The organism is Acidovorax sp. GW821-FHT11A03 (assembly GCF_058809075.1).
Genome location: NZ_JBXASG010000001.1, coordinates 546,912 through 559,813, shown reverse-complemented (window position 1 = coordinate 559,813; position 12,902 = coordinate 546,912). Strand labels below are relative to the sequence as shown.

The 12,902-nt window shown below is 58.3% G+C and carries 11 protein-coding genes; 4 read left to right on the top strand and 7 right to left on the bottom strand.

Features of this window, described 5'->3' with window-relative positions:
- Nucleotides 1-12: 12 nt before the first annotated feature.
- From AC1RVY_RS02540 to AC1RVY_RS02530, 3 genes are all read right to left on the bottom strand, one after another.
- Nucleotides 13-783: a hypothetical protein gene (locus AC1RVY_RS02540; protein WP_492805159.1), complete on the bottom strand. Its 771-nt coding sequence runs from the start codon at nucleotides 781-783 to the stop codon at nucleotides 13-15.
- Nucleotides 784-793: 10 nt separating this feature from the next.
- Nucleotides 794-1,324 carry a ProQ/FINO family protein gene (locus tag AC1RVY_RS02535; RefSeq protein WP_492805157.1) on the bottom strand — a complete coding sequence of 177 codons (531 nt, stop codon included), beginning with the start codon at nucleotides 1,322-1,324 and terminating at the stop codon, nucleotides 794-796.
- Nucleotides 1,325-1,477: 153 nt separating this feature from the next.
- Nucleotides 1,478-1,750 (bottom strand): hypothetical protein, encoded by a 273-nt coding sequence (locus AC1RVY_RS02530; protein WP_492805155.1) that lies wholly within the window; start codon nucleotides 1,748-1,750, stop codon nucleotides 1,478-1,480.
- A gap of 173 nt (nucleotides 1,751-1,923) precedes the next feature.
- Here AC1RVY_RS02530 and AC1RVY_RS02525 point away from each other — a divergent pair, with 173 nt between their 5' ends.
- The 4 genes from AC1RVY_RS02525 (at nucleotide 1,924) to AC1RVY_RS02510 (ending at nucleotide 6,108) form a co-directional block, all read left to right on the top strand.
- Nucleotides 1,924-2,973, top strand: coding sequence for a hypothetical protein (locus tag AC1RVY_RS02525; RefSeq protein WP_492805154.1), 1,050 nt, complete (start codon nucleotides 1,924-1,926; stop codon nucleotides 2,971-2,973).
- 10 nt (nucleotides 2,974-2,983) lie between these two features.
- Nucleotides 2,984-4,084 carry a hypothetical protein gene (locus AC1RVY_RS02520; RefSeq protein ID WP_492805152.1) on the top strand — a complete coding sequence of 367 codons (1,101 nt, stop codon included), beginning with the start codon at nucleotides 2,984-2,986 and terminating at the stop codon, nucleotides 4,082-4,084.
- A gap of 129 nt (nucleotides 4,085-4,213) precedes the next feature.
- Entirely contained in the window at nucleotides 4,214-5,491 is a 1,278-nt protein-coding gene (locus AC1RVY_RS02515) for a hypothetical protein (protein WP_492805150.1), read from the top strand.
- Between the two features lie 101 nt (nucleotides 5,492-5,592).
- Nucleotides 5,593-6,108 (top strand): glycine-rich domain-containing protein, encoded by a 516-nt coding sequence (locus tag AC1RVY_RS02510; RefSeq protein ID WP_492805148.1) that lies wholly within the window; start codon nucleotides 5,593-5,595, stop codon nucleotides 6,106-6,108.
- Nucleotides 6,109-6,239: 131 nt separating this feature from the next.
- On the opposite strand, the gene AC1RVY_RS02505 is transcribed toward AC1RVY_RS02510, so the two are convergent.
- The 4 genes from AC1RVY_RS02505 to AC1RVY_RS02490 are packed head-to-tail and all read right to left on the bottom strand — an operon-like array spanning nucleotide 6,240 to nucleotide 12,631.
- Nucleotides 6,240-7,043: a DUF7281 domain-containing protein gene (locus AC1RVY_RS02505; protein WP_492805146.1), complete on the bottom strand. Its 804-nt coding sequence runs from the start codon at nucleotides 7,041-7,043 to the stop codon at nucleotides 6,240-6,242.
- Nucleotides 7,040-8,272 (bottom strand): hypothetical protein, encoded by a 1,233-nt coding sequence (locus tag AC1RVY_RS02500; protein WP_492805144.1) that lies wholly within the window; start codon nucleotides 8,270-8,272, stop codon nucleotides 7,040-7,042. The genes AC1RVY_RS02505 and AC1RVY_RS02500 overlap by 4 nt, the downstream gene beginning before the upstream one ends.
- Entirely contained in the window at nucleotides 8,269-8,940 is a 672-nt protein-coding gene (locus AC1RVY_RS02495) for a hypothetical protein (RefSeq protein WP_492805143.1), read from the bottom strand. The genes AC1RVY_RS02500 and AC1RVY_RS02495 overlap by 4 nt, the downstream gene beginning before the upstream one ends.
- Nucleotides 8,927-12,631 carry an ATP-binding protein gene (locus tag AC1RVY_RS02490; RefSeq protein ID WP_492805141.1) on the bottom strand — a complete coding sequence of 1,235 codons (3,705 nt, stop codon included), beginning with the start codon at nucleotides 12,629-12,631 and terminating at the stop codon, nucleotides 8,927-8,929. Before AC1RVY_RS02490 ends, AC1RVY_RS02495 begins: the two co-directional genes overlap by 14 nt.
- Nucleotides 12,632-12,902 lie beyond the last annotated feature (271 nt).

Here is a 12,902-nt window from a genome sequence, read left to right as displayed (position 1 = left end):
CCTACGTGATGGCTACATCAATTCAAAGGGTGAGAGTACGCCAGCCAATTGATCAGGCTGGCGCTCGTCCACCACCAACCAGAGCATTGGGCCATCCTGAACCTGTGCACCGGCAAGCACGCCGGAAACAGGCATTCCTGCACGAAGAAGCTCCGCGTCGCGTATTGCGCGCACCTGCATGCCGCTGCTCCTTGCCTCCGCAATGGACTCACACATGCGGGTCTTCCGGGACCCCTCACTGAGGTACTTGGCGAGCCCCAGTTCCGAAACCAGACACCAGGCCCCGTCCAACCGCACCGGCAGGAACGAAAACGAGTGCATCAGCATGAGTTGCCGTGCGTGTGCCACCGGTTGCCACGATTCAACGGTAACGGGTGACGAGACCATGAGGTTCTCAACCGTTCGCTCTACACCAGCCATCAAGACCTCCTCCAAACCAATACACAACTCGATTGCCGCCTGCGTCGCATGGCGGGCGTAGGAGCCCGTGTGCATAGCGTCGTTGCGCGCGGCCAGAACAATCGAGAAAAGCGCCTCAAAGGTTTTGAAACGCAAGGGGAAAGCTCCAGGGAGTTCAGCAAAGACAAGCGCCCTGATCGCCTGAGGAGCGATGTTTTCCCTGTAGAGCCCCAATGCTTCCTGTCTGCCACGCAGACGAAGCCCAAGAGCTTCAAGCGCGAAGCAAATCGACTCGAAACCTTCGGCATCGGCTAGGGCCGCATAACGAGCAGCTCGAAGCCGGTCTCGGTAGAAGAGGCGTTCGCGCGGCTGAAGGTCGCTCACAGCGGGTGCCTCAACCACGGCCAGCGTTCTCGGTCAGCGCTCCAAGTGCCATCTTGAAGGCGTTCCAGGCATCGGCAGCAACGCCAGTGTCACCAGCAGCTTTGATCCACTTCGCCCTCTCCCGGCGATCAAGCGCGTTCCACCAGGCCATGCCCTCCTCGTCATCTAGATCCTCGGCGGACGGAGCATCATTGCGTTTCAGCAGGGCCTGCAGTTTCTCCTGAGCATAGGCAGCATTGGCCATGGTGACCGTCCGGGCGTTCTCGGCCGCGCCGTTGATGCTGTGGCGAGGACCGCCCTGCTGTACAGCTTCAAGGTATGGGGCTCTTCTTACATGCCATCCCAAGAAAAGACGAATCTTGGCGCGCGTGAGGGCTGAGCCCCGGCGTTGGGCGTCGATGGCCAAGATCTTGTCGATGCCGATCTTCAGCGGCACATACACATCGGGCCCGAACAGGTTGGGCCACAGTGCGGCCATCTCGCGTGCGACCACGGTATCGCCCGCGCGCGTCGGCTCAAGCGCTGTCACATCTACTGCCATTGGGCTCCCTATTCGTTGTTTTTGCCAAGCCTGGTCTGTCACGCACGAACCGTGATGACAGAAACCCATCCAATTTCTATCACAGGTGAAGTACACAGACCACTCATGCAGTGCGCCACCTTATTGAGAAGGCTATGAGGCCTCGCAAGAGCCCTAGCGAGGGATCGGGGTAGCCACAGTGCCCGCAGATTGGGAAGGTTGCGACTCAGCATCCGTTGCATTCGGAGTAGTTGCTGTGAGCGTCAAAAAGCTCGCCACCTGCAGGGACACATTCATGCCCTTGGTGATCGCGCGATCAGTCACCACGGCCCCCACGATGACAACGATGACGAGAAAAACGAGAACGCGCATCCCATCACCGGGGGCGCGGGCAAGAAGGCGTTTCAAAAAGGTGTTCATGACAATTCCTGTTGCGTCGAAATGCATGCACACAGTTTTCCAATGAAGCAACTTTTTTCATAACCCTATAGGGGGTACAGCGCAAAACGTTGCGTGCAGGCCATGAAATCTCTCTTGCCCCCCTGTAGGGTTTGACGCCAGGTGATGACCGCGATACGGCGCTCCTGCCCCGTTCCCGTGGTCAAATTCCCAGGATGGAGATGCATGCACACGCCGATACAGTCGGCAAACTGGGGGAGGTATACAGCCTGACTGGCGAGCACCAGAAGGTGGCCGCAACCTTCTGGGCATGGCTTGGCCAGCAGGACCATCACATCCGCCCGCCCGCCCCGGACACCATCGGCTCGATGTGCGGAGATCGTCTGCGCGTGCAGTGGTGGACGGACCCTACTGGAGCATGGTTCGCCGCCCAAGTGGTCGATATGACCTTGCGCAGCCTCTGGGAAGTGTTCCTGGTGCCCGCGCGCAACGGTCAACCAGTTGCAGGACGGCGGCTATGCATGGGCGATGCCAGCGCTATCGAACTCCTTGACACCCTCTGGCTGGAGGTCTTTGCCCCGCTGGTGGGCTCCCAAGTAGACGAAGCGCGGTATCCAGTTTTCGGCGAGCTGGTAGCTGCAGGGAGCAACCCTAACGGCGTGACGACTGTCAGAGATGATGCCGCTATGGTTGCACGTCTAGAGGCTGATGTTGCCTACTGGAAGCACCTGGCCGTATCCCTCAGCAAGACCGCGCTCACCCGCGAGACCCCCTACACCCCTCCCACACCGGCTGAAGCCATTCTTGCAGCCTCAGACAGCGCTCCAACGGCCCGGAAGTGGGGGCTCAAGGACATTGCCGAGTACGCCGAGGCGAATGCGCACCGGATCACGATCCTGCAGCGGGCTGTGTCTGCCACCAAGCGCAGTTCTTTTGAGAACCCGGACCTCCTCTACACCTGCCTGGAGTTGCTGGCCAGCGAGTACACCGAGGTCAAGACGGGTAAGGCCGACCGGAATGCCTTCAAGGTGAAAGCGGAAGCCTTGGGGATCGACTTCGGGGGCTCTGTTGATCCGAGTGTTGCCGGCGAGCTGGGCGACCTGTACTTCATCCGCCTGGGCGGGAGACGGCGGTTTCTGGACCAGCACCTGGGCAAGGGGAGCGCCCGAGATCCACGGTATTGCATGCGCATCTACTTCTGCTGGGACGAGGACACAAACCGCGTGGTGATCGGGCACATGCCATCCCACCTGCCCACCAGCTACACCTGAGGAGCCCCCCATGGCATCCAAGCTGACCAAGGACCAAAAGCGCGAGAAAAAGAAGCGCGAGGAGCGCAAGCTCAAGCTGCGCCGCGAGCACGAAGACAACCGGTATTTCAAGAAGGTTGACGGTCTGATGATGGCGATCACTCTGGCTCTGCAGGGCGATGGCACTCAACAGGAACTAGATGCGGCAGTTTTGAACCTGGGCAGCGGCAAGTCGGTTGCCGTCAGCGACAAAGAATCCCGATTCCAGAGCCCAGAATGGACGAGGCTGCGGGGGTACACCGCGAGCTTGGTCTCCATGCTTCAGGCTGACCCTGACGCCCACTACGCAGGATTTGGCCTGGACGGGCGGATCTTCCTCAACGGGGATGGAGAAACCCAGTTCAGGTCGGCCCACTTCCCATTGAATGCGATCTTGGCCTCCAACTGGCAACCTGATGAGGTCGTTGCCAAAACCTCCGTAGAGCTGGAACCAGAGCCCACGCAAGGGGCCTACTTTTTTGGGGTTGAGGTGCGCAACCTCGCGTTGCACTTCGCCATAGCGTCTACGGCCAACCCCGAGGATCTACCGGAGGTGTCTTTTGTGTCACCCAAGGGCTGGCACCGACTGGACCTCGTAATCTGGCGCCATGAACTGTGGCCATCCCTCGCACGCGTGATCCTGGCCAAGGATTTGATCCGGGGCCCCGATGAGAACCAGTACGCGCTGGATCGGCTCATGCTTGATACCTTGGCACGCAAGCCCGATGCGGAAGAGGGGCAGAACGGGCCCGTCGAGGTGATCGATGACAAAGCACGAACCGTCATCCGCAGCCTGGGATCAGGCCTGCTGCTGGAAAGCGAGTACCTACTCAGTGCGGCCGAGGATGCGCGCGCGCGAAAGAGCGAAGCTGCTCTCGCGCTGGAATGGCACGAGGGGTATGAGTCACGCCAGGCGGAAATTGAAATCCTGCAAGAGAGGTATCAAGCCCTAGAACAGGAAAATCTGACGCTCAGGCGATTGGTTCTGAATCCGTCCCACCAACCAACGTCACCGTCAGAAGTGCTACAGGAGAACTCAGCCCCCTCTGCCATGCCTCTTGAAGCTCGCATGGGAACGCTTTTGGGGCTGTAGCTGCGATTGAGGTCCAGCGTTCATAAATCGCATCCAGCTGTCCGTTTCCAGCGCGATCACTGCGCAAAAAAAGCTTGCACCCCATTTCAAAGCTACTCAGAATTTCCTTTCTTTTTGAGAGGGAATACCATGACCGCCTTGAAATTGATCCATAAATTAGCACTCCTCCCTGTTGCCTGTATTTTGTTGACAAATGCAAACGGGGCTGAAAATCTAATATTGACGGATGTACAAAAAGAAATAACCAAAAAACTTGCAACAAAACCTGGCGCAAGAAAAATGAAGGTTACCGAGACGATTGAGACTGTTTGCGGAGGGGGGCCGGGACGACGAATCCCTTGTTCTAGCCCAGTAGAGAAAATGTCATACCCCGTTGAAATCAAATCAGCGGGGATGCGTGATGCCACACCCATGTGCTTCGAGCCAAGATGCGTTGACAAAATAGTAAGAAAGGAATCAATTGCTATTGAGCCACTTACTGCGACAAATGGTCGAGTAACTCAAGTCAGCCAAATGCAGGTCATGGAAGCTCAGACCATTCAATTTCCACCAAAGACTTTCATAAAACAGGCTGAAAAAATCAATTGCTCGAAAACGGAAAAATCAAAGATAAATGAAAATTTCTCATTTACATCACAATCAACCGTTTCAACGCAAGTTCGAAAGGGTGTTTCATCAACAGTTGGTGTCAATGCACGCGTTGATTACAAACTTCCGATGGGTTTCGGGACAAGCGTTGGTGCCAGCGTAAGCCAGACTACAAGCCTGGACAGAACAGACAGCCAATCATCGACAACCACCATCAACTACACGTCGCAAATTTTTGAGGACGTTCCACCAATGACGCGAACGCGCGTTGACTTGATTTTGTTCGAAACTTCTTTGGAAGTTCCCTTCATCGGCTCAGTCATAGTTGACGGTGACCTAGATGCAAATATGGATGAAAAAAGGCAGGCTAGCCAGATTCTCAGCGAATCCGAGCGAACCATTGACGTAAATGGTGTACTGGCTGTTACTGCATCAACCCTCTCAAAATCTAGGCGCAACGACTTTCCAGTTACCCCGCAAGATTGTGACGATGTGGAAAAAGGATTGACTCCAGCTTATATCATCCGCGACATGAATTACGTGGGAACAGGTTTTAACACCCTTACCACTACCCCTCAGGACATCGTTGATCGCAACAAAAGAAACGGACTGCAATCAAAAGGTGCCAAACCACTAATTCGCTTCAAAGCCTTTGCGACCCCGGGATCAATGTGCTACATGGGTCCCTGCGACTCACCTCCAAACGGCTACAGGGAGATTTGCTTTGCAGACGACGATGGCGCTTGCACTGTTTGCACCAGCGAGTCAGATGCTGTGTGTGAGCCTATCAATGAACAACGACCAATCCTGAAACGCTAGGAAAACCACAGAGTGTGTGCAACGTGCGCCAGGATTATGACTTCATCAACTAGGCGCCCGTCTGCATACTTATTTGGCATCAAAAATTGGACGGAGCAAAAATGAACTCATCGCAAATCAATGCTGAACAAAAAGCTGTCAATGTTATGGAATCCATCGTTGCGCATGACTTCAGCAAGGTAATTAAGAGCTATAAAAAAGAGCATAAAGCCAATGATGAGGAAGCAGAGTTTGTCCTCACCCAGTTGCAACGATGGTTGACGCTATGTATCGTTTACCCTGAAAAGCAGTACATCATTGGTTCGAAAGTCGATGCCATGTGGCACAACTTCATCCTTTTCACCAAAGACTACGAGCGGTTTTGTAAAGAAGTTGCTGGTTTCTTTATACATCATCTACCCGATGTTGAAGCAGAAGACCAGGGAGATATCGAAATCGTTATTGGAGAAAAAAATAAAAGACTCGAAGCCCTCGAAAAAGATTACGAATTACATTTCGGCCATAAATTCCCTATAGGAGTTTGGCCAACGCCCATGTATCACAAAAAGGAACATGAGGGTTGTAATACCTGCCAGATGCCTCCACCATGTGCCCGCTGTTCAGTTGGAATGCCGTAGAACATTCCCCCGTCACCCCTTATTCAGGGTTCATTTGCCTTTCATCGAATGGCCACAGTCGGTGTAAAAGAGCCTTGAGTTTGGCTGGGTCGATATTGTGCTCGGTAGCAGCGGGCATCAATGGCGAAAACCTATAAATCGGGGAAATGCTCCTGATCAAGCCCCAACTCCAACCGCTTCATGAGCCCCCAAGCGAGCCCCACATCGCCACCTGCAGGCTGGGCTTCCAGATGAGGCCGTGACACCTCCACGGACCCCAGATACAGAGTCTTCCTCCGCTGCGCCCTGACAGCCGCCTCCAGACTGTCCAGCGGCGGCAAACACAAGGCCTCGCGCCGTGGCATTGAAGCGGCCATGGACAGCCCCTTGGGGTCGAAATCAAAGAACGCCAGCACCGGACGGTGGTCCTGCACCAGCAGCTCGTTCGCCACGTCCGTGCGGAAGTACCCCGGCGCCCCCCGGAACAGCGCCAGCGCGGGTCGCCCTTTGAGGAACCCCGCCAGCCACTGGTATTCGTGCAGCCGCAGCATGGGCTCCAGGTTTTCGCAAAACACCAGGACCTCGTAGGGCAAGGCCATCGCTTGGCGCACATCCATGCACAGCATGCTGCCCGTGGGGATCTGAACCTCCGGCAGGCCCAACGGCACCACCGCCACCAGGCCGTCAGAGACGCGCAGGGCGCCCCATTTCTCGGATTCACCAGGTTGCACCTGACTGCGCGGTACCGGCTCCACCTGGCGCGACTGCTCAAAGCCCCGCGCTTTGAGCAGATTGCGCGCCACCTCAAAGTCTCTCTGGGTATAGACCACCCTCCTCCCCTGCACTTTCCCGATGAACTCGACATTGAGGAAGTATTCAGCGGTCGCGCTGTAGGGCCGGAAAGGCGGCTCTGTCTCGATCAGCCGCCTCAGGAACGCCACCTGCTGCTGGTTCATGCCTTCGCGCCCCTCGCAACCGAGGCAGGGTGAACCATCGCATCGTGAAACCGGTGCCGGAACCGCTCACCGGGGCGCGCGGGGCTCGATACCACCTCCACGCGGTATTTCTGCTCCCGCAGCGCCAGGACGGCAAAGCCCAGCCAGATGTGGGGCTGCAGGGTCTTGGCAAGGTCGTCGGTCTCGCGCCATTCAGCCAGCGAGAACTTGTCGGTCGCGCGCTTGGCGGCGTTGGCCAGCCTGTCCAGCGCAATCGCGGCATCGGACTTCTTTTTCACGGGCCGCTCGTCCACCACACGCTTGAAGCGCTTGATCTCCTTGGGTTGGGGCTCTACGGGCTGCGGAGGGAGCGCCGCCACCTCCTTGACCATGGCCTCCACGAACTGGTGGTCGGTGTCCTGGGGCTCGATCTGGGGCACGAAATCCGGCAGGCGCGCGGCCAGTAAGAAGTCGGGGATGCGCGCCGAAGGGTCCAGCTCGAATCCCAGCCATGAAGGCTGCTGGCGCATGAGCAGATCCAGCCGCGCGAGATGCTTGTGGCTGTCCTCCACCTCCCTGATGCGGAAGATCTCCCGCGACAACTGCGCCTGCATCTCGGCCATGGCATGCTGCCAGGTCTGCAGGTGGGCCTGCAGGTTCATGCGGACGAACTTGGCCAGCTCAGGCATCCCGCGAGCGGTTGCCTCGCTCTCTATCCTGTCAAAGACGCCAGCCATGCGTGACATGTCTTGGGCGAGGATGTTGGCTTCGCGCTGGTAGAAGCGGTTCTGCGACTTCTTGGCCTCCAGCGTGCGCACGTTGCCGTAGCGAGTGGACAGGAGCGTGTGCAGGTACAGCAGGTTGCGCTCCACGCTGTCACCGATATCGAAGACCGTGGATTCGATGGTCTCCACGATGTTCTCCACCGCGCTGTAGTCCTTGGCGCGGTACAGATCGTCCACATCGTTCCAGAGCTGATGCGCCTGGCTGATGCGCGAGCCGATTTCGGCCAGAGTCTGGTAGGCCGGGAAGAGCTGCAGGTGGTCGTTCAGGAAGTCGCGCAGCTTGGGGTGCAGTCGATAACCATCCTCCCCCGCAGGTCGCAGGGCGTTGGCCTGCCGCAGAGCCCCTACGGACGCCTGCGGGGCGTCTTGCGCCGGCACAATGATGCCGTCGCGCCGGGTTTGCTCCACCACCTCGGCATGCTGGTAGAGCGTCTTCAGTACGTCCTTGGTCGGTGAGGAGGTCATGCAGCCCCCGCCTCGGGAGCCTCAGCCTCTTCCAGCCGCGCCTGGGGGTCGATCTGGTCCACCACCTGGTCATCGGAGATGTGGGGGGTGTTTTCGTTGATGAAGGCAATGAGCTGCAACAGGTAGTCCACCTTGCCGGTGAAGGTGTAGCCCTTGCTCACCTCGTTGGTCTGCTGCAGGTAGCCCGCTTCCTCCAGGATCTTGAACATCTTCTGGACGCGAAAGACCGTCGCACCGCTGTCCGTCACCCGGTTATCGGCGAGTTCGCGCATGTCGGCCAGTCGCCGCTCCAGCGCGGAGGAGTTGCGCACCGCCTCGCTGATCTCGGTCAACCACACCACGTCGCCCGCGTGGAGCTGTGGATCGCTCCCTTGCGCTTCCCGCAGCAGGTTGAAGAAGCCCACGTAGGGCATCAGCCGGTGGCGCACCGTTTTGAGTTCCTCCCGGATGCGAGCACGGGTGTCGGTTGTGGGCGATTCGTCGTAGGCCATGAAGAACGCCCCCTCGTCGTGGAGACGCGCCAGCCGATACCCCACCGCCGACAGCCATTCCTGGGCCTGCTGCAGGCCTTCCTGTGTCGCCAGTGCCTCGTACTCACTCTCGAACCGGACTTTGCAGACAAACTCACCCTTGGCAAGCAGCTTGAGCGCGGATTTAAGCGAGTTCATGCTCGGCCTCCAGTTCGTGGGTCTCGTTGGTGAAGATCGCCCCGGTGTTCTCGAACAGGCTCAGGCGCGGGAAGTGGCGCGCGAGCGCCGGATCGACACTGGGGCTGGCGCTGATCACGTCGATGTTGTTCAGGGCCAGGGTCTTGAGGAACGCGCCGACGTTCTTGGCGTCAAACCGGCCCAATTCGTCGGTCACCCACACCAACCGGACCGGCGAGGAGCCCCGGATCATCTGCACAAAGCCCATGAGGAACATGGCCGTGATGAGGGCGGAATTGCCGTTGGACGACACTGCGCGGAACTCCTCCTCATTGCTGATGACGGAGCGCTTGCCGTTCTCGTAGAGGCTGAATTCGAGGCGAACCTGCTCGTTCAGGTCCACCTGCACCCCACCATCGGAGCGCAGGATCTCCTTGTACTCGCGCACCAAGGCGGTGTCCTCATCCGAGGGCAGCTCCATGCCGACACGGGAGTACGAGCGCCCTGTGAGCGCAATCGTGGGGCTCTTGTCCCGCATCTTGCGCAGCACCGTGAGGAACGCCTGCTGGCCCACGCTCGATGTGACCCGAACGCTCAGGTTTTTGAACCTCTCGAAGTGCTCAGTTGTGGCCAGCGCCCTGCCCAGCTCGGTGTTGAACGTCGCCACCAGGCGGTCGAAGGTGTCCAGACGGCTCACGAACACGCTGGCGTTTTCGAAGAAGCCGTTCATCTGGTGGGTGAGCTGCTCGATGAAACTCCCGCTTTCAGTGCGCTCGAACCAGTCGCACAGCTGCTCCGCTTCGAGCCACAGGTACTCGTGCTCCAGACGGGTCTGCCGGTCAGGCAGCTCCTTGCGCTTGAGTTTGAGCCAGTCATTGGGACCGCCCTCCTTCTTCTCAAACTCATTGCGCAGGGACAGGACCTCGCTACGCAGGGCCGCAGCCTCATCCCCCAGCGTGCGGAGTTTGCGGGTCACCTCCTGATCGAGTTCGAGCATGGATCGCCCGGTGTAGGCGCTGTTGGGCTCAAAGTCGAGATAGTCATTGAGCTTCTGGTCGCGCATCTCCTGAAGGCGCTGTGCATCAGAGGTGGCGGTTGCAATGCGCCCGTCGAGGGCATCAAGCACCTCCTTGGCCTCCTTGGTCAGATCATTTAGGCGGGTTTCCAGACTCCCAAGGTTCTGTGACGCCTTGAGATAAGCGGTGTGCAGTTCTCCCACCTTGCGCCGGGTGGTTTCAAAGTGAGGTAGTTCGTCGGTGCAGAATTTTCTCCACGCGGCCACTTCATGCCGGTTGTTCGCAATCGCTTCAAGCTGGGCCCGCAGCTCTTGTAGCTCTCCCTCCACGGCATTGATCCGCACGGTATCGAGCCCCAAGCCAGCCAGCTTGCGCTCGTAGTCCTGTCGAGCGTTGTTCAGATCGGTTTTCAGGGTCGCTTCGACTTGCAATGCCTCGGCATCCAGCTTGATGATCTCGTTCTTCGACTCGGCTTCAAGGGCATCAGCCTTGAGCTTGTACCCGGCGTTGATCGCCTCACGCTTGGTCTTTACACCTTCGCGGATGGCACGTTCTTCATTGCCGAGCGCGTTCAGAGCCGCCCTCAAGCCATCAAGATCCTTCCGAGCCTGGGCCTCTGCAGCGCTGCGCTCGGTCTTCACAAGGATGTCTAGGCGTCCTTTGTCTTTGAACGCAGCTTCAAAGGCCGACTTCGCCAAACCAAGGTTAGCTGCCGCCCTGCCATGGTCGGTACCAGCCTGTTTCAGCTTCAGTCGGGCTTTTTCCGCGTGGTCTGCCGCTTTGTCCACCGACTCGTTGATGTTTGCCAGTTGGCCTTTTGCCGCTCCAAGCTGCAGGTGCACCGTATCCATCGAGAACCACTCAGGGAGGGGTAGCTCCTGAGTGCTCACCGTGGCATTGCCGACCACCACGGCCCCCTCCTCGCCTCTCTGTGCGGCTGGGATGTCCAGCATCGCAGGGGAGAGGTCGGTGCGGTGGATCACTGCCTCAGCGATCAGCTTGCTGGCATGGGGCCATACCGGGTCGTTGCTTTCACGGATGAAGGCGAGCAAGGAACCGGGTTCCGGGGTGACCTGGGCGGTCAGGGCCTCAATGTGGGCCAGCAGCGCTTTCTGACTGGCCTCAAGACCCTCCACGGCCCTGATAGCCGCTTCAAGCTCACCGCGAGCCTGACCCTCATCTTTTTCGCGTGCCAAGGCGGTTTCCCTGGCTGTATCGTGATCTTGGCGGCGCTGTTCGAGAATGGCCCCTGCCTCCTCTTGTGCAGCAAGGGTCTCCTCCTTGGCAGCGGGGTTTTTGATCTTTTGGGTGATCTCACCTTCGCGTGTGGCCTGGCGGTTGCGCTCCTCGGCGATCTCGGCAAGTCTGGGGGGCTCCTCCAACGCCTGCAGGGCCGCATCTTTGTCATTCCCAAGGGCCAAACGCTTATCGACCCACGCGCGTTGTGCTGTGGCTTTGCGCTCAGCGATCTCATTTTGCTGACGCTGCGCGGATTGTTCGATTTCGAGACAGCGCCTTTCGTGCTCGGTCTGGAGAGAACCCGATTCAGAGGTAAGGCGCTGATGCTCTTTCTCTTTGTCACGCGCCTGCTGCTGCAGTGCGGCTTCCCTGGATTCATTGTCCGCAAGGGTCTTCGCATCGATCAGGTCGAAGTGATTCTGGCGACTGATCACGGCCTGAAACGCAGCATTGATGCGCTGCCACTCGTCATGGGCTTCGGTCTTTTTCTCCCCGGCCTCCCTGATGTCGTCATTCAGAACCCCAAGCGCCTGGTCGAAGGCCTCTGCCTTTGCCTTGCGATCAATCGTCAACCGCTCTTGGTCCGTAGCCGCCTGGGCGAGTGCTGCCTTGACGGCCACATGGAGCGAGCACAGCTCCATGTGAATCCCTTTGATGCGACCGATGCGGGCCTTCATCCGGTCAGCGTCGGGTTTTCGCTTCGAGATATCAGCCATGTGGGTGCGACTGTCCAACCAGGTGGACACATCCTCCCTGCGCTGCTTGAGTTCCCGCACGTTCTGGCGCTTCGATTCCGTGGCTTGATCTTCGGCCACGCGCTCCAGCACGATGTTCTGCAGGTCACGAAAGCTGATCTTCTCGTTGGCCATGGCGGCTGCAATCTGGTTGAGATTGCGCAGGGGGCGTGGCCCCAATGAATGATCGCGGGCCAGCAAAGCCATCTGCTTGGCGTTCTTGCTGCTCATGCGCTCATTCAGGATGACGCTGCGGTACTCGTTGAGCTGCAGGACGGGCGAGACATTGATGTTGCGCGCGTGGAGCCGTGGGGCGAACTCCGTGCGTGTCACAAACGTGTTGTTCTCGTCGTAGAAGAAGGTTTCATCGAACCCGGCAGAGACGATCCGAAAGTCTGGGATGTCCTCGCCATCCTTGGCGTACATCACCACCGTGCGCAGATGGGCGTCACTCTCACGCTCGTACTCATAGGCCACAGCGCTGCTGGGGTCGGGAAGCGTGTGCCGGATCATGGACGCCTTCCCGGAACCCTTGAGGACCTGGGAGGGAGTCGCGCCGTAGAAGAGTGGGATCAGGCGCAGAAAGGTCGTCTTGCCCACCCCGTTGTCGCCCACCGCCAAAACTCCGCCGCGTGGGTCCAGCTCCGAGATCCGCCCCGAAGGGTTGCTGTCGCTGGGGTTCCTGATGTTGATGGCGATGATGCGGCGAAGCTGATGGGGCATGTGGGTTGATCCCTCAAATTAGGTTTTCTTTGTGAATTCATTGTGCCTTCACTCAAAAACCGCATCGGGAAACCGATGCACCGCAACATGTGGGAGCTGCCTACAGATGGGAAAAGAGTCGGATCCGCAAGGACAATCGTGACGCGTGTCATTCCGATAGGACTCTTATGTCGCTGATCGCGACAGAATTCACCCTCTTCCGTCAGTATCGGCCGCAGCTAAGTGATTGTTTTTATTAGTTGCTCCTTTGTGGATGGACAGGGAAACTCAT

Bases quoted from the DNA above. Each gene is read 5' to 3' on its own strand.
- AC1RVY_RS02535 (WP_492805157.1), bottom strand. From the start codon at position 1,324: ATGGCAGTAGATGTGACAGCGCTTGAGCCGACGCGCGCGGGCGATACC.
- AC1RVY_RS02530 (WP_492805155.1), bottom strand. From the start codon at position 1,750: ATGCATTTCGACGCAACAGGAATTGTCATGAACACCTTTTTGAAACGC.
- AC1RVY_RS02525 (WP_492805154.1), top strand. From the start codon at position 1,924: ATGCATGCACACGCCGATACAGTCGGCAAACTGGGGGAGGTATACAGC.
- AC1RVY_RS02520 (WP_492805152.1), top strand. From the start codon at position 2,984: ATGGCATCCAAGCTGACCAAGGACCAAAAGCGCGAGAAAAAGAAGCGC.
- AC1RVY_RS02515 (WP_492805150.1), top strand. From the start codon at position 4,214: ATGACCGCCTTGAAATTGATCCATAAATTAGCACTCCTCCCTGTTGCC.
- AC1RVY_RS02510 (WP_492805148.1), top strand. From the start codon at position 5,593: ATGAACTCATCGCAAATCAATGCTGAACAAAAAGCTGTCAATGTTATG.
- AC1RVY_RS02505 (WP_492805146.1), bottom strand. From the start codon at position 7,043: ATGAACCAGCAGCAGGTGGCGTTCCTGAGGCGGCTGATCGAGACAGAG.
- AC1RVY_RS02500 (WP_492805144.1), bottom strand. From the start codon at position 8,272: ATGACCTCCTCACCGACCAAGGACGTACTGAAGACGCTCTACCAGCAT.
- AC1RVY_RS02495 (WP_492805143.1), bottom strand. From the start codon at position 8,940: ATGAACTCGCTTAAATCCGCGCTCAAGCTGCTTGCCAAGGGTGAGTTT.
- AC1RVY_RS02490 (WP_492805141.1), bottom strand. From the start codon at position 12,631: ATGCCCCATCAGCTTCGCCGCATCATCGCCATCAACATCAGGAACCCC.